The sequence below is a fragment of the Streptomyces sp. NPDC028314 genome (genome assembly GCF_055565795.1).
Genome location: NZ_JBVHTP010000019.1, coordinates 59966 through 78236, shown reverse-complemented (window position 1 = coordinate 78236; position 18271 = coordinate 59966). Strand labels below are relative to the sequence as shown.

The following is an 18271-nucleotide window of genomic DNA, read 5'->3' as shown; positions in this document are numbered from 1 at the left end:
CGGCGGGGGCCTTCGCAGGGCCTGGTGCGCTCAGGCGGGGTTCTGGTTGGCGAGGGCGACCGACAGCTCGGCGGCCACACCCTGCAGGATCGGCACGAAGGACTCGGCCACCGCCTCCGTGACGCGCCCCGCCGGGCCCGAGATGGAGATCGCGGCGGCGGTGGGCGAGTTCGGCACCGACACGGCCAGGCAGCGGACTCCTATTTCCTGCTCGTTGTCGTCGACCGCGTATCCCGACTTGCGGACCTGCTCCAGGGCGTCCAGGAAGCCCTCGGGCGTGGTGATGGTCTTCTCGGTCGCGGCCGGCATCCCGGTGCGCGCCAGCAGGGCGCGGACCTCGTCGGCGGGGGTGTACGCGAGCAGTGCCTTGCCCACGCCCGTGGAGTGCGGCAGCACCCGGCGGCCGACCTCGGTGAACATGCGCATGGAGTGCTTGGAGGGCACCTGGGCGACGTAGACGATCTCGTCCCCGTCGAGCAGGGCCATGTTCGCGGTCTCGCCGGTCTCCTCGACCAGGCGGGCGAGGTAGGGGCGGGCCCAGGTGCCCAGCAGGCGCGAGGCGGACTCGCCGAGGCGGATCAGCCGGGGGCCGAGGGAGTACCGTCGGTTGGGCTGCTGCCGGACGTAGCCGCACGCCACGAGGGTGCGCATGAGGCGGTGGATGGTCGGCAGCGGAAGGCCGCTGGCGGTGGAGAGCTCGCTGAGGCCGACTTCGCCCCCGGCGTCGGCCATGCGTTCGAGCAGATCGAAGGCGCGCTCAAGGGACTGGACGCCACCGCTGGCGGCGGTGGGCTTGGCGGAAGCGTCGGTGGTGCTGGCGCTGGACGTCGGCACGGCGCGGTCCTTTCGGTGCTGGCAGGCAAGGAAGCAGCCTACCGGTCGGTCGGCGTCGGCCCTAGAGCCGGGGCAGTGCCGTCCCCGCCGGTCAGAGGGGGTTTGTCCTGGTGGCGGACGTCCTCGGAAAGTTACCGGCCGCCCTCCGGTGGTGGTAGCTACATTCTGGATAGTGAAATCTTAATTCCATCCTGTGGAAACCTCCAATTGCGGTCGAAGCGGGTGGGTGGTCCGTCCGGGCACTCTTGACTGGCCCCGGATCGGCGTGAAGACTCCGTCAACAGAACGTTGAATTTCGCTCTGTGGAAGTAGATGGGGAGGTTCCGGTGGCCGACGCGGCTGTGGAACTGGTACTGCGCTCGACGCGTGTCATCACGCCCGAGGGGACGCGCGCCGCCTCGGTGGCCGTCGCCGGCGGGAAGATCGCGGCCGTGCTGGCGTACGAGGCCGAGGTACCGGCCGGAGCCCGGCTGGAGGACTTCGGCGACGACGTCCTGCTCCCCGGCCTGGTCGACACCCACGTCCACGTGAACGACCCGGGCCGCACCGAGTGGGAAGGCTTCTGGACGGCCACCCGCGCCGCCGCGGCCGGAGGCATCACCACGATCCTCGACATGCCGCTGAACTCCCTGCCGCCCACGACCACGGTCGACAACCTCCGCGTCAAGCAGGAGGTCGCCCGCACCAAGGCGCACGTGGACGTCGGCTTCTGGGGCGGCGCCCTCCCCGACAACGTCAAGGACCTGCGCCCGCTGCACGACGCCGGCGTCTACGGCTTCAAGTGCTTCCTGTCGCCCTCGGGCGTGGAGGAGTTCCCCGAGCTCGACCAGGAGCGGCTGGCCACCTCCCTCGCGGAGATCACCGGCTTCGGCGGCCTGATGATCGTGCACGCCGAGGACCCGCACCACCTGGAGTCGGCCCCGCAGAACCCGGGCCCCAAGTACGCGGACTTCCTCGCCTCCCGCCCCAAGGACGCCGAGAACACCGCGATCCAGAACCTCATCGACCAGGCGAAGCGGCTGAACGCCCGCGTCCACGTGCTGCACTTGTCCTCCTCCGACGCCCTGCCGCTGATCGCCGCCGCCAAGGCCGAGGGCGTACAGATCACCGTCGAGTCCTGCCCGCACTTCCTCACCCTCACCGCCGAGGAAGTCCCGGACGGCGCCACCGAGTTCAAGTGCTGCCCGCCCATCCGCGAGGCCGCCAACCAGGACCTGCTGTGGGACGCGCTCGCCGACGGGACGATCGACTGCATCGTCTCCGACCACTCGCCCTCCACCGCGGACCTCAAGACCGGCGACTTCGCCACCGCGTGGGGCGGCATCTCCTCCCTTCAGCTGGGCCTGCCCGCGATCTGGACCGAGGCGCGCGAGCGCGGACGCTCCCTGGAGGAGGTCGTGCGCTGGATGTCCACCGCCCCGGCCGCCCTCGCCGGCCTGGCGCAGAAGGGCGCGATCGAGGCCGGCCGCGACGCCGACTTCGCGGTCCTCGCACCCGAAGAGACCTTCACCGTGGACCCCGCGGAACTGCACCACCGCAACCGGATCACGGCGTACGCGGGCAAGACCCTGCACGGCGTCGTGAAGTCCACCTGGCTGCGCGGCACGCAGATCGCCGACCACGGCACCCCCACCGAGCCCACGGGCCTCCTCCTCGAAAGGCAGAACTGACAGTGGCGATTCCTGCATTCACCGGTAACGCGAACCCGTACGGAGGCGGCGACCCGTACGCGGACTACCGCACCGCGGACTTCCCGTTCACCCAGTACGCGAACCTCGCCGCCCGTGAGCTGGGCGCCGGTGTCACCTTCGCCAACGACGAGTTCTTCGCCCAGCGCGAGAACCTGCTCATCGCCGAGGCCGCGCACTTCGACCCCGAGCACTTCGGCCACAAGGGCAAGATCATGGACGGCTGGGAGACCCGCCGCCGCCGTGGCGTCTCCGCCACCCAGCCCTGGCCCACCCCCGAGGACCACGACTACGCCCTGGTCCGCCTCGGCGCCCCCGGCGTGATCCGCGGCATCGTCGTCGACACCGCCCACTTCCGCGGCAACATGCCGCAGGCCGTCTCCATCGAGGGCACCAACTGGGAAGGCGCGCTCGCGCCGACCCCCGAGGAGCTCCTCGGCGACGACGTGAAGTGGACCACCCTGGTCCCGCGCACCCCGGTCGGCGGCCACGCGGCCAACGGCTTCGAGATCACCGCCGAGCAGCGCTTCACGCACCTGCGCGTCAACCAGCACCCCGACGGCGGCATCGCACGCCTGCGCGTGTACGGCGAGGTCGTACCGGACCCGAAGTGGCTCGCCACGCTGGGCACCTTCGACGTCGTCGCGCTGGAGAACGGCGGCTCGGTGCAGGACGCGTCCAACCGCTTCTACTCCCCGCCGACCAACACCATCAATCCGGGCCGCTCCCGCAAGATGGACGACGGCTGGGAGACCGCCCGCCGCCGCGACAACGGCAACGACTGGATCCGCTACCAGCTGGTCGCCGACTCCGAGATCCGCGCCGTCGAGATCGACACCGCCTACCTCAAGGGCAACTCGGCCGGCTGGGCCTCGCTGTCCATCAAGTCCGGCGAGGAGGGCGAGTGGACGGAGTTCCTGCCGCGCACCCGCCTGCAGCCCGACACCAACCACCGCTTCGTGCTGGACACCCCGGCCGTCGGCACGCACGTGCGCATCGACATCTTCCCGGACGGCGGCTTCTCCCGCCTGCGCCTGTTCGGTTCGCTGACCGAGGCCGGCGCCGCCGCGCACGCCGCCCGCCACCAGGAGCTGGGCGGCTGAGGCCACCGGCTCCGCACACCGACCGTCCCGGGGGCCGACACCCCCGGGGCGCGCGTTCAACAGCCCGCAGGGGCGCACCTCTTGGGGTGCGCCCCTGCGGCGTTCGCGGCCCGGATACCCTGCGGGCACGGCAGACCGGCGAGAGGCGCCGGCGCCGCGACGGTCAGGGGGACGGAAGATGGCAGCCGAAGCGCCGCGCACGAAGGAGCAGCGCCGCGAGGACACGCTGGCCCGCTTCGAGAAGGACGTCGACGTCTGGGTCGCCACCGCCGACGCCGAGGGCGTCCCCTGCCTCGTGCCCCTCTCCTTCCTGTGGGACGGCGAGTCCTTCCTCGTGTCGACCGGGCGCACCCTGCCCACCGGGCGCAACCTCACCGCGAACGGCCGGGTGCGGCTGGCCTTCGGAGCCACCCGCGACGTGGTGCTCGTGGAGGGCGTCGCGACCCGGCTGGAGGCCGCCGAGCTCGCGCCGGGCGAGACCGAGGCCTTCGCGGCCCACTGCGGCTTCGACCCGAGCGGCCTGAAGACCCCGTACCCGTACTTCCGGATCGCACCGGTGTGGATCCAGGCCTGGCGCGAGGTGGACGAGCTCGCGGGGCGCGACCTGATGCAGGACGGCCGCTGGCTCGTCTGACGGGCCGCCGCGGCCCGCCGGTCAGGCCGCGTACCCGCCGTCCACCGAGAACTCGGCGCCCGTGACGTAGGCCGCGTCCGGTCCCGCGAGGAACGACACCGTGGCGGCCACCTCCTGCGCGGTGCCGAAGCGGCCGAGGGCGGTCGCCTGCGCCTGCGGTTCGGCGTAGGGGCCGTCGGCCGGGTTCATGTCGGTGTCCACCGGCCCCGGGTGGACGAGGTTCGCCGTGATCCCGCGGTCGCCGAGCTCCCGGGCCAGCGCCTTGTTCAGGCCGGCCAGCGCGGCCTTGCTCATCGCGTACAGGGTTCCGCCCGGGCCCGGGACCCGCTGGGTCATGCAGCTGCCGATGGTGATGATCCGCCCGCCGGGACCCATCAGGCCGGCCGCCGCCCGGGAGGCCAGGAAGACCCCCCGGACGTTGACGTCGAGTACCCGGTCCACGTCCGTGAGCCCGAGTTCCCCCATCGGGCCGAGCACGCCCACGCCGGCGTTGTTCACCAGTACGTCGAGCCGCCCGAGGGCCCGTACCGTCTCCTCCACCGCCCCGGCAGCCTCGGCCGCGTCCCCCGCGTCGGCCCGTACGGCCACCGCCCGCCGGCCGAGCGCCTCGATCTTGCCGACCACCGAGGCCGCGGCCCGCGCGTCGCTGACGTAGGTGAGGGCGACGTCGATGCCGTCCTCCGCGAGCCGCAGGGCGGTGGCCGCCCCGATGCCGCGGCTGCCGCCCGTGACCAGGGCCACTGTGCCGTCCATGGGTTTCCTCCCGTTGTCGTCCGATAGGTCGTTGCGGGTTCAAGGAAACGGGGCGCGGGGCTCGGGCGCTGGCGGGAATCGGACATCGCGTTCGTGCGCGCCGCACCGATGACTTCCGGGAGGCCGGGGAGTCTGAAGCGGTGCGGGCGCAGGTACGCCGGCACGCATCCGGAACCGGAACAAGGAGCGCAGAGCCATGGGCAAGCTGACCCTCACCACCTTCCTGACCCTCGACGGAGTGATGCAGGCCCCCGGCGGGCCGGAGGAGGACGCCACCGGAGGGTTCCAGTACGGCGGCTGGCTCGCGCCGTACGCCGACCAGGGCATGGGGCAGTTCATGACGGAGGTCTTCGGCCGGACGGGTGCGTTCCTGCTCGGGCGCCGTACGTACGACATCTTCGCGGGGTACTGGCCGCAGCACACCGACCCGGCGGACCCGATCGCGAGCCGGCTGAACGCACTGCCGAAGTACGTGGCCTCGACCACCCTCAAGGAGCCCTCCTGGGCCGGGACCACCGTGCTCGACGGGGAGCACCTCCAGTCCGAGATCATGCAGGTCAAGGACGCCCTGGACGGGGAGCTCCAGGTGCACGGCAGCGGAGCCCTCGCCCAGTGGCTGCTGGCACGGGACCTGGTCGAGGAGCTGAACCTGCTGGTCTTCCCCGTCTTCCTGGGAACGGGGCGCCGGCTGTTCTCGACCGGGGGCCTGCCCACCTCCTTCGACCTGGTCTCCTCCCGGACCACCGAGCGGGGCACGGCGATCCACACCTACCGCCCCACGGGCCGCGCGACCTTCGGCACCGTGGGCGCCTGACGGGGGCTGACCGGGGCTCACCCGGGCTCATCCGGGGCGCCGGGCCACGGGGGCGGGGGCGGGGCGCGCGGCCGCGATAAAGTGCTCGACCGCTGTGATCATGCTCCGGTAGCGTGAGCCCGCCCCCGTGCGAGCCGCCGAAGTCTCCACCCGCTTTCCGCCGTTGGAGAACCGGTGTCCACCATCGCAGCCCCCGCCCCCCTCACCGCGCCCCGTCGGGCCTGGCTCGCGGACCTGCCGGTCCTGCTCGTCGCCGTCGTCTGGGGCGGCAGCTACCTCGCCGCCAAGGGCATCACCACCACGCACACCGTCATCGCGGTCCTCGTGCTGCGCTTCGCGCTGGTGCTGCCCGTCCTGGTCCTCGCCGGGTGGCGGCGCCTGCGCGCGCTGAGCCCCGCCCAGCTGCGCGGCGCCGGAGCGCTGGGGCTCGTACTCGGCGGGATCTTCCTGCTGGAGACGTACGGGGTGGTGCACACCTCCGCCACCAACGCCGGCCTGATCATCAGCCTGACCATGATCTTCACCCCGCTCGCCGAGGCCGCCGTACGGCGCGTCCGGCCCTCGGCCGCCTTCCTCGGCGCCGCCGCGCTGTCCGTCACCGGGGTGGTGCTGCTCACCCAGGGCGCCGGGTTCACCGTCCCGGGCACCGGTGACCTGCTCATCCTCGGCGCGGCCCTCGCCCGCACGGTGCACGTGCTGCTGATGGCCCGGATCAAGGCCGTCCAGGACGCCGACTCGCTCTCGCTCACCACCGTCCAGCTCGGCAGCGCGGTCGCGGTCTTCGCCGTACTGGCCCTCCTGCCCGGCACCGGCGCGAGCCCCTGGGCGGCCGCCGCCGGATTCGGGCCCGCGCAATGGGCCGGACTGGCCTTCCTGTCCGTCTTCTGCACCCTGTTCGCCTTCTTCGTGCAGATGTGGGCCGTCCGCCGGACCTCGCCCTCCCGCGTGAGCCTGCTGCTGGGCACCGAACCCCTGTGGGCGGCCGCCGCGGGCATCGCCATCGGCGGCGAACGCCTCGGCGCCGCCGGTTTCGCGGGGGCCGCACTGGTCCTGACGGGCACCGCCTGGGGCCGGCGCGCCGCCGCCTGAACGAATGGCCGAAAGCCGCTCCGCCGGAGGTGAAGCGCCGGTCTAGGGTGACGGCATGCCGCTTCCGGAGCTCAGTGCGACCGCCGAAGGCCTGGACGAGGGCTCGGGCGAGGGCTCCGGCGAGGGGCCCCGCGGAGGATCCGGCGGGGGCTCCCGCAGAGGCTCCCGCGGAGGCGGCCTACAGATCCGGGAGCTCCTCCATCCGCACCCGGCGCCGCTCCCGCCGGGACAGCTCGCACGCCTCCGCGACCCGGAACGCGGCGAGCGCCTCCCGGCCGTCGCAGGGGTTCGGGCCCTCGCCCCGCACCAGCCGTACGAAGGCGGCCAGCTCGGCCTCGTACGCGGGGGCGAACCGCTCCAGGAACCCCGCCCAGGGCTTGGTCGCGGGGGGCGGGCCGTGCGGCTCGGTGGAGGCGATCGGCGTACGGTCGTCCAGCCCGGTGGAGACCTGGTCCAGCTCCCCGGCCAGCTCCATCCGTACGTCGTACCCGGCCCCGTTGCAGCGCGTGCCGGTACTGCTGACCAGGGTCCCGTCGTCCAGTACGAGGACGGCCGCCGCCGTGTCCACGTCGCCCCCCTCCCGGAACCGCGGCGGGCCCGCGTCCGATCCGGCCGCGTACACCTCGGCCACCTCGCGCCCGGTGACCCAGCGGACCATGTCGAAGTCGTGCACCAGGCAGTCCCGGAACAGTCCCCCCGAGGTCGCCAGGTAGGCCGCGTCCGGCGGGGCCGGATCGGCCGTCGTCGTCCGTACGGTGTGCAGGCGCCCGAGGGCGCCCGAGCGGACCAGCTCCCTGGCCGTGGTGTAGCCCGCGTCGAAGCGGCGCATGAACCCCAGCTGGAGCACCCCGCCCGCCGCCGCCACCTCGCGCAGCACGGCGAGGGTGCGGGCCAGGTCCGGGGCCACCGGCTTCTCGCAGAACACCGGCAGGCCGCCGCGGACGGCCCGTACGACCAGCTCCGCGTGGGCGTCGGTGGAGCAGGACACGATCACCGCGTCCACGCCCCAGGTGAAGACCTGCTCCACGGTGGGCGCCGCGGTGGCCCCCAGCCGGTCGGCGAGCCGCGCCGCCCGCGCGGGGTCGGCGTCGGCCAGCAGCAGCGAGCCGGCGTCCGGGTGACGGGCCAGGGCGGCCGCGTGGAAGGACCCGATCCGGCCGGTTCCGATGAGCCCGATGCGCATGCACTCAACGTGACCCCGTATGGGGGACCTGTCAATCTGCCCGGCGATGCCCCGATGGGCTCCCATGGTCCACTGTGGCGGATACTGGGCGGCTGGAACCGGAATGGACCGCTTTGACATCCGTACTGCTCTGACCCGGTACCGCTTCGACATCACGACACGCACGACGACACGCACGACAAGGGAAAGGCACGGCGACGTGGCTAGGGTTCGGACAGGAGTACGCGTCGTGGGCGCCGTGCTCGCGGCAGTACTGGGAGCCTCCCTCGCAGGGTGCAGCAGTACGGGCGGCAAGCGGGCCGAGGAGCGGGCGAAGGCCGCCGAGGCGGGCCGGCCCGCCGTGTCGACGCCGAAATGGACCTTCGCGATGGTCACCCACGCGGGCGACGGCGACACCTTCTGGGACATCGTGCAGAAGGGGGCGAAGGAGGCGGCGGCCAAGGACAACATCAACTTCGTCTACGCCCACGACGACCAGGCGCAGCAGCAGGCCCAGTTCGTGCAGAACGCCATCGACCAGAAGGTCGACGGGCTGATCGTCAGCCTCGCCAAGCCCGAGGCCCTCAAGGACGTCATCGCCAAGGCCGTCAAGGCCGGCATCCCGGTGGTGACCGTCAACTCCGGATCCGCCCAGTCCGCCGAGTACGGGGCCCTGACCCACATCGGCCAGGACGAGCAGATCGCCGGCGAGGCGGTCGGCACCGAGCTCACCGAGCGGGGCAGGAAGAAGGCGGTCTGCGTCCTGCACGAGCAGGGCAACGTCGGCCACGAACAGCGCTGCGCCGGGGCGAAGAAGACGTTCGGCGGCACCATGGAGAACCTGTACGTCGAGGGCACCAACATGCCCTCCGTCCAGGCGGCCATCCAGGCGAAGCTCCAGGCCGACCCCTCGGTGGACGCGATCCTCACCCTGGGCGCGCCCTTCGCCCCCACCGCCGTGAAGGCGAAGGACGCGGCGGGCAGCAAGGCCGAGGTGGACACCTTCGACCTCAACGAGTCCGTGGCCCGCGACCTCAAGTCCGGCGCACTCGGCTTCGCCGTCGACCAGCAGCCCTACCTCCAGGGGTACGAGGCCGTCGACCTGCTCTGGCTGAACCGCTACAACGCGGACGTGCTCGGCGGCGGCCGCCCGGTCCTCACCGGACCGCAGATCGTCACCGGCGCCGAAGCGGCCAAGCTGGAGGAGTTCATCAAGCGGGGCACCCGATGAGCACAGCCGCCCATGCGACCGCCGACGAGCGGCTGGCGCCCACCTCGCTGCTGCGCCGCCTGCTGGCCCGCCCCGAGCTGGGCGCGGTCGTCGGCGCCGCCGCCGTCTTCGTCTTCTTCTCCTTCGCGGCCGACAGCTTCCTGCGGGCCTCCAGCCTGAGCACGGTCCTGTACTCGGCCTCCACCATCGGGATCATGGCGGTCCCCGTCGCCCTGCTGATGATCGGCGGGGAGTTCGACCTGTCCGCCGGCGTCATGGTCACCACCTCGGCGCTGATCAGCTCGATGTTCAGCTACCAGATGACCGCCAACGTCTGGGTCGGCGTGCTCGTGTCACTGCTGGTCACCCTGGCCGTCGGCTTCTTCAACGGGTTCATGCTGACCCGCACGAAGCTGCCCAGCTTCATCATCACGCTGGGCACCTTCCTGATGCTGACCGGCCTGAACCTCGGGTTCACCAAGCTGATCAGCGGTTCGGTCTCGACCAAGACCATCGCCGACATGGAGGGCTTCGACTCCGCCCGGGCGCTCTTCGCCTCGCAGTGGAACATCGGCTCGGTCACCCTGAAGGTCACCATCCTGTGGTGGCTGGTCCTGGTCGCCGTCGCCACCTGGATCCTGCTGCGCACCCGCGCCGGGAACTGGATCTTCGCGGTCGGCGGCGGGGCGGACGCGGCCCGCGCGACCGGCGTGCCCGTCGTGAAGACCCGTATCGGCCTGTACATGGGCGTCGCGCTGTGCGCCTGGATCTCCGGCCAGCACATCCTCTTCTCGTTCGACGTGGTCCAGTCGGGCGAGGGCGTCGGCAACGAGTTCCTGTACATCATCGCGGCCGTCATCGGCGGCTGCCTGATGACCGGCGGCTACGGCTCCGCCATCGGCTCGGCGGTCGGCGCCTTCATCTTCGGCATGACCAGCAACGGCATCGTGTACGCCCAGTGGAACCCGGACTGGTTCAAGTTCTTCCTCGGCGCGATGCTGCTGCTCGCCACGCTGCTCAACGCATGGGTCCGCAAGCGGGCGGAGGCGAAGTGATGACCAAGACCGTGACCGACGCCCCGACGGCGCTCGTGAAGCTGACCGACGTCAGCAAGTTCTACGGCAACATCCGCGCCCTCCAGGGGGTCTCCCTGGAGGTCTCGGCCGGCGAGATCACCTGTGTCCTCGGCGACAACGGCGCGGGCAAGTCCACCCTCATCAAGATCATCGCTGGGCTGCACCGGCACGACGCCGGCAGCTTCGAGATCGAGGGGGAGGAGACCGTCCTCGCCAACCCGCGCGCGGCCCTGGACCACGGCATCGCCACCGTCTACCAGGACCTCGCCGTCGTCCCGCTCATGCCGGTCTGGCGGAACTTCTTCCTCGGCTCCGAGCCCACCAGGGGCCGCGGCCCCTTCCGCCGCCTCGACGTGGAGTTCATGCGCGAGACCACCCGCGCCGAGCTGCTCCGCATGGGCATCGACCTGCGGGACGTCGACCAGCCCATCGGCACCCTGTCCGGCGGCGAGCGGCAGTGCGTGGCCATCGCCCGGGCCGTCTACTTCGGTGCGAAGGTCCTCGTACTGGACGAGCCCACGGCGGCCCTCGGCGTCAAGCAGTCCGGCGTGGTCCTCAAGTACGTGGCCGCGGCCCGCGACGCGGGCCTCGGGGTGGTCCTGATCACCCACAACCCGCACCACGCCTACCTGGTCGGGAACCGTTTCGTGCTCCTCAAGCGCGGCACCATGGCGGGCAGCCACACCCGGGAGTCGATCACCCTGGACGAGCTCACCCGGCAGATGGCGGGCGGCTCCGAGCTGGACGAGCTGAGCCACGAACTGGAGCGGGTGGCAGAATCAGGTCCGGACGGCGCATCCGGCGCATCCGGCGCAGCCGACCCGGCTTCCCGCACCACCCGGACCACGAGGGACGACACGACTCGATGAGCACGTACCGGGACTTCTCGCTCGCCCACCGCGGGTCGGCGCGGGGCACCGTCCTGCGGACCGTCGGGACCCGTGAGCGCCGGTCGCTGCTGACCGCCCCGCGCGTCCCCACCGTCGGCATCGACATCGGCGGCACCAAGGTCATGGCCGGGGTGGTGGACGCCGACGGGGTCATCCTGGAGAAGATCCGCGCCGAGACCCCCGACAAGTCCAAGAGCCCCAAGGTCGTCGAGGACACCATCGTCGAGCTGGTGCTGGACCTCTCCGACCGGCACGACGTGCACGCGGTGGGCATCGGCGCCGCCGGCTGGGTCGACGCGGACCGCTCCCGGGTGCTCTTCGCGCCCCACCTCGCCTGGCGCGACGAGCCGCTGCGCGACGCCCTCCAGTCCCGGCTCGCGGTCCCGGTCATGGTCGACAACGATGCCAACACCGCCGCCTGGGCCGAGTGGCGCTTCGGCGCCGGGCGCGGCGAGGACCACCTGGTCATGATCACGCTGGGCACCGGCATCGGCGGCGCCATCCTCGAAGGCGGCCAGGTCAAGCGCGGCCGCTACGGGGTGGCGGGCGAGTTCGGCCACATGCAGGTCGTCCCCGGCGGCCACCGCTGCCCCTGCGGCAACCGCGGCTGCTGGGAGCAGTACAGCTCCGGCAACGCCCTCGTCCGCGAGGCCCGCGAGCTCGCCGCCGCCGACTCCCCGGTCGCGTACAACATCATTGCCCGGGTCGGCGGCAACGTCTCGGAGATCACCGGGCCGCTCATCACCGAGCTGGCCCGCGAGGGCGACGCCATGTGCGTCGAGCTCCTCCAGGACATCGGCCAGTGGCTCGGGGTCGGCATCGCCAACCTCGCCGCCGCCCTCGACCCCTCCTGCTTCGTCATCGGCGGCGGTGTCAGCGCCGCCGACGACCTGCTCATCGGCCCCGCCCGGGACGCCTTCCGGCGCCACCTCACCGGCCGCGGCTACCGCCCCGAGGCCCGTATCGCCAAGGCCCAGCTCGGCCCGGAGGCCGGCATGGTCGGCGCCGCCGACCTCGCCCGGCTCGTCGCCCGCCGCTTCCGCCGGGCCACCCGGCGGCGCGTCGAGCGGTACGAGCGCTACGCGCAGCTGGGCCGCCGTGACCTCGGCGGCTCCAAGGACCAGGACCAGGACCAGCAGTGACCCCGCCCACCCTGCCCCACCAGGCCCCCGCCCCCGACGAGGACGGCGGAGCGCCGCCCCCGGCCGAGGACCGCAAGCACGTGGTCCGGCGCCGCTGGATCACCGCGATCATCATCCTGCTGCTCGTCGGGGTCCCGGCGGGCTACCTCGCGGTGTCCGCCCAGCAGAGCCGCCAGAGCGGCCGCGACAAGGCCGCCAAGGTCGGCGCGGCCAAGGTGCGCACGGCCTGGCCCTCCAAGGTGCAGCGCAGCGTCTACGAGGTGCCGATCCCCATGAAGGCCTCGTACGTCGGCTACCTGGAGACCAACAACTGGCACACCAGCCGGCTGTTCACCCAGTTCGCGCTCACCCCGCAGGAGCTGGACGCCTTCCTCGCCGACGCCGGCACCAGCAGGGAGGCGCTGACCCGGGGCGTGTCGATCTCCCCGCACGACGCCCAGGTCGCGGGCTGGAGCTGGAGCCCGAAGCACACCTGGTACGGGATCACCCTGGACGCCAAGGATCCGCGCCCCACCCGGGACATCACGGTCGACCTGACCAACCCCGAGAACCCCAAGGTGTACGTGGTATCCACGGCGATTCCGTAGGGCAAGCCCTAGCCTGGGATCATGAAGCTCACCAAGCGGCTGCACTCCTGCGTCCAGCTGGAGAAGGACGGGCGCGTGCTCGTCATCGACCCGGGCGCCTTCAGCGAACCCGACGCGGGCCTCGGGGCGGACGCCCTGCTGGTCACGCACGAACACCCCGACCACTTCGACGAGGGCCGGCTGCGCGCCGCCCTCGACGCGAATCCGGCGGCCGGGCTGTGGACCCTGCGCAGCGTCGCAGAGAAGCTCGCCCCCGCCTATCCCGGCCGGGTGCACACCGTGGGACACGGCGACGCCTTCGCTGCGGCCGGGTTCGAGGTCCAGGTGCACGGCGAACTGCACGCCGTGATCCACCCCGACATGCCGCGGATCACCAACGTGGGCTTCCTGGTGGACGGTTCGCTCTTCCACCCCGGGGACGCCCTGACCGTGCCCGACGCGCCCGTGGAGACCCTGATGGTCCCGGTCCACGCGCCCTGGAACAAGGTCTCCGAGGTGATCGACTACCTCCGCGAGGTCAAGCCGCGCCGGGCCATCGACATCCACGACGTCTACCTCTCGGACCTGGCCCGGCCGATCTACGACCGCGCCCTGGACGCCCTGGGCGGCACCGACCACGGCCGGCTCTCCGCCGGGGACTGCACGCAGCTGTGACTGTCGGTGCCGGGCGGTAGGTTGGACGGCATGCGTATCGCCACGTACAACGTCAATTCGATCACCGCCCGGCTGCCGCGCCTGCTGGCCTGGCTGGAGTCCTCCGGCACGGATGTCGTCTGCATCCAGGAGACCAAGTGCTCCGCGGAGCAGTTCCCGTTCGCGGAGCTCCGCGAGCTCGGCTACGAGGCCGCGGTCAATGCCACCGGCCGGTGGAACGGCGTGGCCCTGATCTCCAGGGTCGGCCTCGAAGACGTGGTGACGGGCCTGCCCGGCGGGCCCGACTACGAGGGCGTCCAGGAGCCCCGCGCCATCTCCGCCACCTGCGGCGGGGTGCGCGTCTGGTCGGTCTACGTGCCGAACGGCCGCGAGGTCGAGCACGACCACTACGGCTACAAGCTGGACTGGTTCCGCGCCCTGGGCGCGGCCGTGGCCGAAGACGCGGCGGGCCCGCGCCCGTTCGCGGTGCTCGGCGACTTCAACGTGGCGCCGACCGACGAGGACGTGTACGACCCGGCGGTCTTCGCGGGCCTGACCCACGTCACTCCCGCCGAGCGGGCCGCCCTGGAGGCGCTGCGCGAGGCCGGGCTGTCCGATGTCTTCCCCCGCGCGCTCAAGTACGACCGTCCGTACACGTTCTGGGACTACCGGATGCTCGCCTTCCCGAAGAACAAGGGCATGCGCATCGACCTCGTGTACGGGAACGCCCCCTTCGTCAAGGCCGTCACCGACGCGTACGTCGACCGCGAGGAGCGCAAGGGCAAGGGCGCGTCCGACCACGCCCCGGTCGTCGTCGACCTGGAGGTTTGATCTCTGCGCGCCCTGTGGCCAGCCGGGGACCTTGGTGCCAGGCTGGTCCGTATGAACATCCCTTTCCTGGCCAACTGGCTGAACCGGCACGAAACGGAACAGGGTGCGGGACTCGCCGCCGCCCTCGCGGATGATCCCGAAGGTGTCGCGGAGATGTTCTCGGAATGCGAGATGCTGCGCGTCCAGGCGCGGTCGGCCGGGCTCGAACTCGACGAGAGCCCGGCTTCCTTGGAGGCGCTCGACCAGCTGATGCCGCGCTGGCGGCGGGACCCCGTGGCCGTGCCGTGGCTGGGCAACGACGCCGGCTTCTACCTCGGGACCGTGATCATCCGGACCATGCCGGGAGCCGGCTGGCAGGTGTGGCCGAACGGCCAGCCGGTGATCCGGCTCGCCTCGGGCCGGGAGCTGAACGTGGTCGAGTCGGGGGTGTCGTGGGCGATGACCGGCTCGCCGGAGCTGTCCCAGGCGTACGCCGAAGCCTCGGAGGGCTGATCTCCAGTCCCTTTATGTCGCATTTAGGCGTGTCGAGGGGAAGTGCCCTTCCGGGGCTGGATAGTTTGCGCTGACCTCGACACACCGACAAGTGGGCAGGGCAGCGTATGGCCGTCGATCCGTTGATCGAGCTGCGGGACGTCAACAAGCACTTCGGGAACCTGCACGTCCTGCAAGACATCAACCTCACCGTCGGCCGCGGGGAGGTGGTGGTGATCATCGGCCCCTCCGGATCCGGGAAATCGACCCTGTGCCGGGCCGTCAACCGGCTGGAGACCATCGAGTCGGGCACGATCCTCCTGGACGGGAAGCCGCTGCCCGACGAGGGCAAGGAACTCGCCGAACTGCGCGCCGAGGTCGGCATGGTCTTCCAGTCCTTCAACCTCTTCGCGCACAAGACCGTCCTCGCCAACGTCTCGCTCGCGCAGACCAAGGTCAGGAAGCGCAAGAAGGACGAGGCCGACAAGCGCTCCCGCGTACTGCTGGAGCGGGTCGGTCTCGCCGACCAGGCCGAGAAGTACCCCGCCCAGCTCTCCGGCGGACAGCAGCAGCGGGTGGCCATCGCCCGCGCCCTGGCCATGAGCCCGAAGGCACTCCTCTTCGACGAGCCCACCTCCGCGCTCGACCCGGAGATGATCAACGAGGTGCTGGAGGTCATGCAGCAGCTGGCCGCCGAGGGCATGACCATGGTCGTGGTCACCCATGAGATGGGCTTCGCCCGCTCCGCCGCCAACCGCGTGGTGTTCATGGCCGACGGGAAGATCATCGAGGACCGCACGCCGGAGGAGTTCTTCACCGCTCCCGAGAGCGACCGGGCCCGGGACTTCCTCTCCAAGATCCTCAAGCACTGAGGGGCCAGCCTGTGAAGCTCTCGCGCCGTTCCCGTCTGCCCGCGTACGTCCTGGCCCTCGCCCTGCTCGCCGCCGCGACCGGCTGCGGCAAGTCCGGCAGCCCCCCGGTCAAGGGGCCCCAGCCGGAGGACCTGCCCACCTACAAGGTCGCCACCGGGTTCACCCTGCCCGACTCGCGCACCTGGACCAAGGCCAAGAAGCGCGGCCACCTCGTCGTCGGCGCCAAGGAGGACCAGCCGTACATGGGGGAGAAGGACCCCGCCCGCGGCACCTACTCCGGCTTCGACATCGAGATCGCCAAGATGATGTCCGCCTCGCTCGGCTTCGACCCCAAGACGATCGAGTTCAAGACGATCGCCTCCGCCAACCGCGAGACGGCGCTGCAGAACGGCCAGATCGACTACTACGTCGGCACCTACACGATCAACGACAACCGCAAGAAGCAGGTGGGCTTCGCCGGCCCCTACTTCATGGCCGGCCAGTCCCTGCTCGTACGCAAGGACGAGAAGGACATCAAAGGCCCCGAGGACCTCGCCGGGAAGAAGGTCTGCTCGGCCGCCGGCTCCACCCCGTACCAGCGCCTCCAGAAGGAGTTCCCCGAGGCCGTGCTGGTCGCCTACGACACCTACTCGGTCTGCGTGGACAACCTGCTCACCTTCCAGGTCGACGCCGTCTCCACCGACGACTCGATCCTCCTCGGCTACGCGGCCAAGGTCCCCGAGGAGCTGAAGGTCGTCGGCAAGCCCTTCTCCAAGGAGCCCTACGGCATCGGAGTGCCGCGCAGCGACAACGCCCTGCGCTTCGCGCTCGACGACGCGCTGGAGGCGAACGAGAAGAACGGCAACTGGAAGAAGGCCTACGAGGCCACGCTCGGCCTGTCCGGCGTGCCCGCCCCGACGCCGCCGCCCATCGACCGCTACCCGGCGAACTGAGGGGAGAGCGCACCGCCATGGACGTACTCACCGCGAACTTCTCGACCTACGGCAAGGGCTTCCTCGGGACCGTGGAGCTCACCGTCTACGCCTCCCTCCTCGCCCTGGTCCTGGGCTTCCTGATGGCCTCCTTCCGGGTCGCCCCCGTCGGCTCCTTCCGGGTGTTCGGCACGGTCTGGGTCACCGTGCTGCGCAACACCCCGCTCACCCTGCTCTTCTTCGCCGTACTGCTGGGCCTGCCCCGCTTCGGCCTGGTCCTGCCCTTCCAGCTCTTCGCCGTCCTGGCGCTCGGCTGCTACACCTCCGCCTTCATCTGCGAGGTGCTGCGCTCGGGCATCAACACCGTGCCCAAGGGGCAGGGCGAGGCGGCCCGGAGCCTGGGCATGTCCTTCAGCCAGACGCTCGGCACGGTGGTGCTGCCGCAGGCCTTCCGCTCCGTCATCCCGCCCATCGGCTCCACGCTGATCGCCCTCGCCAAGAACTCGGCGATCGCCGGGGCCTTCAGCGTCAACGAGCTGCTGGGCACGTACAAGACCCTCAACGAGCTCGGCTACAGCATCGTCTGGACCTTCGTCTGGATCGCCGTCGGCTACCTGATCATCACCCTGTCCATCAGCGCGCTCTTCAACGTGCTCGAAAAGCGCTACGGAGTCGCCCGATGACCGCACACGCGCTCCACGGGGACTTGCAGTCCACCGCCCTCTACGACCTCCCCGGGCCCCGGGCCCGGCGCCGGCACTTCTTCTACGGGATCGCCTCGACGGCAGTGATCCTCGGACTGCTGGCCTGGCTGCTCTACCTGCTCTTCGACACCCACCAGTTCACCGCGGCCAAGTGGCGCCCGTTCGAGTACAAGGGCATCCAGGAACTGCTGCTCAGGGGCCTCGGGAACACCCTGAAGGCCTTCGCGTACGCCTCGGTCCTCTCGCTCGTGCTCGGCGCGGTGCTCGCCGCCGGCCGGCTCTCCGTCCACCGGCCGCTGCGCTGGCTGGCCACGCTGTGCGTGGAGTTCTTCCGGGCCATGCCGGTGCTGGTCATGATCTTCTTCATCTTCGTGGCGCTGAAGGTCCAGCCGCTGCCCGCCCTGGTGGCGGGGCTGACCCTGTACAACGGCTCGGTGCTCGCCGAGGTCTTCCGTACGGGCGTCAACGCGGTGGAGAAGGGCCAGCGCGAAGCCGCGTACGCCCTGGGCATGCGCAAGACGCAGGTGATGACGTACGTCCTGGCGCCGCAGGCGGTCCGGGCGATGCTGCCGACGATCATCAGCCAGCTCGTGGTGGCACTGAAGGACACCTCGCTCGGCTTCCTGATCACCTACGAGGAGTTCCTGCACGCGGGGAAGCTGATCGCCTCGAACCTGGACTACGATCTGCCGTTCATCCCGGTCGTGATGATCATCTCCCCGATCTACATCGGGATGTGCATGCTGCTGTCCTGGTGCGCCACCCTCGCGGCCAGACGCCAAAGACGCAGTCCGAAGACCGAGGCGGTGGAGATCGCCCCGGCCGAACCGGGAACGGTGCTGCCGGGCGGGCTCAGATAGCCCCCGC

General features: G+C 71.2%; 20 protein-coding genes. 17 read left to right on the top strand and 3 right to left on the bottom strand.

Annotation, left to right across the window (positions count from 1 at the left end; translation table 11 throughout):
• Positions 1-30: 30 nt before the first annotated feature.
• Positions 31-834, bottom strand: coding sequence for an IclR family transcriptional regulator (locus ACZ4TG_RS33685; protein ID WP_468170565.1), 804 nt, complete (start codon positions 832-834; stop codon positions 31-33).
• A 326-nt stretch (positions 835-1160) separates the two neighbouring features.
• On the opposite strand from ACZ4TG_RS33685, the gene allB reads away from it, so the two are divergent.
• From allB to ACZ4TG_RS33670, 3 genes are all read left to right on the top strand, one after another.
• Positions 1161-2504 (top strand): allantoinase AllB, encoded by a 1344-nt coding sequence (allB, locus tag ACZ4TG_RS33680; RefSeq protein WP_468170562.1) that lies wholly within the window; start codon positions 1161-1163, stop codon positions 2502-2504.
• A 2-nt stretch (positions 2505-2506) separates the two neighbouring features.
• Positions 2507-3625, top strand: coding sequence for an allantoicase (gene alc, locus ACZ4TG_RS33675; RefSeq protein ID WP_468170559.1), 1119 nt, complete (start codon positions 2507-2509; stop codon positions 3623-3625).
• Between the two features lie 178 nt (positions 3626-3803).
• Entirely contained in the window at positions 3804-4259 is a 456-nt protein-coding gene (locus tag ACZ4TG_RS33670) for a pyridoxamine 5'-phosphate oxidase family protein (protein ID WP_468170556.1), read from the top strand.
• A gap of 21 nt (positions 4260-4280) precedes the next feature.
• Here ACZ4TG_RS33670 and ACZ4TG_RS33665 read toward each other — a convergent pair whose 3' ends face one another.
• On the bottom strand, positions 4281-5012 hold the full coding sequence (locus ACZ4TG_RS33665; protein ID WP_468170553.1) for an SDR family oxidoreductase: 732 nt from the start codon (positions 5010-5012) through the stop codon (positions 4281-4283).
• 196 nt (positions 5013-5208) lie between these two features.
• On the opposite strand from ACZ4TG_RS33665, the gene ACZ4TG_RS33660 reads away from it, so the two are divergent.
• Both ACZ4TG_RS33660 and ACZ4TG_RS33655 read left to right on the top strand, forming a co-directional pair.
• Positions 5209-5826 carry a dihydrofolate reductase family protein gene (locus tag ACZ4TG_RS33660; RefSeq protein ID WP_468170550.1) on the top strand — a complete coding sequence of 206 codons (618 nt, stop codon included), beginning with the start codon at positions 5209-5211 and terminating at the stop codon, positions 5824-5826.
• A 174-nt stretch (positions 5827-6000) separates the two neighbouring features.
• Positions 6001-6915: a DMT family transporter gene (locus ACZ4TG_RS33655; protein WP_468170547.1), complete on the top strand. Its 915-nt coding sequence runs from the start codon at positions 6001-6003 to the stop codon at positions 6913-6915.
• Between the two features lie 178 nt (positions 6916-7093).
• Here the strand turns inward: ACZ4TG_RS33655 and ACZ4TG_RS33650 are convergent, their stop codons facing one another.
• On the bottom strand, positions 7094-8098 hold the full coding sequence (locus ACZ4TG_RS33650) for a Gfo/Idh/MocA family protein (RefSeq protein WP_468170544.1): 1005 nt from the start codon (positions 8096-8098) through the stop codon (positions 7094-7096).
• Positions 8099-8297: 199 nt separating this feature from the next.
• Here ACZ4TG_RS33650 and ACZ4TG_RS33645 point away from each other — a divergent pair, with 199 nt between their 5' ends.
• From ACZ4TG_RS33645 to ACZ4TG_RS33590, 12 genes are all read left to right on the top strand, one after another.
• Complete coding sequence (locus tag ACZ4TG_RS33645) at positions 8298-9308, top strand: sugar ABC transporter substrate-binding protein (RefSeq protein WP_468170541.1); 1011 nt, start codon at positions 8298-8300, stop codon at positions 9306-9308.
• Complete coding sequence (locus tag ACZ4TG_RS33640; RefSeq protein ID WP_468170538.1) at positions 9305-10342, top strand: ABC transporter permease; 1038 nt, start codon at positions 9305-9307, stop codon at positions 10340-10342. Before ACZ4TG_RS33645 ends, ACZ4TG_RS33640 begins: the two co-directional genes overlap by 4 nt.
• A complete protein-coding gene (locus ACZ4TG_RS33635; protein WP_468170535.1) occupies positions 10342-11232 on the top strand; it encodes an ATP-binding cassette domain-containing protein in 891 nt (296 codons plus the stop codon). The genes ACZ4TG_RS33640 and ACZ4TG_RS33635 overlap by 1 nt, the downstream gene beginning before the upstream one ends.
• The gene (locus ACZ4TG_RS33630; RefSeq protein WP_468170532.1) at positions 11229-12395 is read left to right on the top strand and encodes an ROK family glucokinase; all 1167 of its coding nucleotides are present in this window, start codon (positions 11229-11231) and stop codon (positions 12393-12395) included. The genes ACZ4TG_RS33635 and ACZ4TG_RS33630 overlap by 4 nt, the downstream gene beginning before the upstream one ends.
• Complete coding sequence (locus ACZ4TG_RS33625; protein ID WP_468170529.1) at positions 12392-12982, top strand: hypothetical protein; 591 nt, start codon at positions 12392-12394, stop codon at positions 12980-12982. The genes ACZ4TG_RS33630 and ACZ4TG_RS33625 overlap by 4 nt, the downstream gene beginning before the upstream one ends.
• Before the next feature lie 21 nt (positions 12983-13003).
• Complete coding sequence (locus ACZ4TG_RS33620) at positions 13004-13636, top strand: MBL fold metallo-hydrolase (protein WP_468170526.1); 633 nt, start codon at positions 13004-13006, stop codon at positions 13634-13636.
• 30 nt (positions 13637-13666) lie between these two features.
• Positions 13667-14446 carry an exodeoxyribonuclease III gene (locus tag ACZ4TG_RS33615; RefSeq protein WP_468170523.1) on the top strand — a complete coding sequence of 260 codons (780 nt, stop codon included), beginning with the start codon at positions 13667-13669 and terminating at the stop codon, positions 14444-14446.
• Between the two features lie 51 nt (positions 14447-14497).
• Complete coding sequence (locus ACZ4TG_RS33610) at positions 14498-14938, top strand: DUF6278 family protein (protein ID WP_468170520.1); 441 nt, start codon at positions 14498-14500, stop codon at positions 14936-14938.
• A gap of 107 nt (positions 14939-15045) precedes the next feature.
• A complete protein-coding gene (locus tag ACZ4TG_RS33605) occupies positions 15046-15789 on the top strand; it encodes an amino acid ABC transporter ATP-binding protein (RefSeq protein ID WP_468170517.1) in 744 nt (247 codons plus the stop codon).
• A gap of 11 nt (positions 15790-15800) precedes the next feature.
• Complete coding sequence (locus ACZ4TG_RS33600; protein ID WP_468170514.1) at positions 15801-16721, top strand: glutamate ABC transporter substrate-binding protein; 921 nt, start codon at positions 15801-15803, stop codon at positions 16719-16721.
• 17 nt (positions 16722-16738) lie between these two features.
• Positions 16739-17383 (top strand): amino acid ABC transporter permease, encoded by a 645-nt coding sequence (locus ACZ4TG_RS33595; protein ID WP_468170511.1) that lies wholly within the window; start codon positions 16739-16741, stop codon positions 17381-17383.
• Complete coding sequence (locus ACZ4TG_RS33590; protein WP_468170508.1) at positions 17380-18264, top strand: amino acid ABC transporter permease; 885 nt, start codon at positions 17380-17382, stop codon at positions 18262-18264. Before ACZ4TG_RS33595 ends, ACZ4TG_RS33590 begins: the two co-directional genes overlap by 4 nt.
• The last annotated feature ends 7 nt before the right edge of the window (positions 18265-18271 follow it).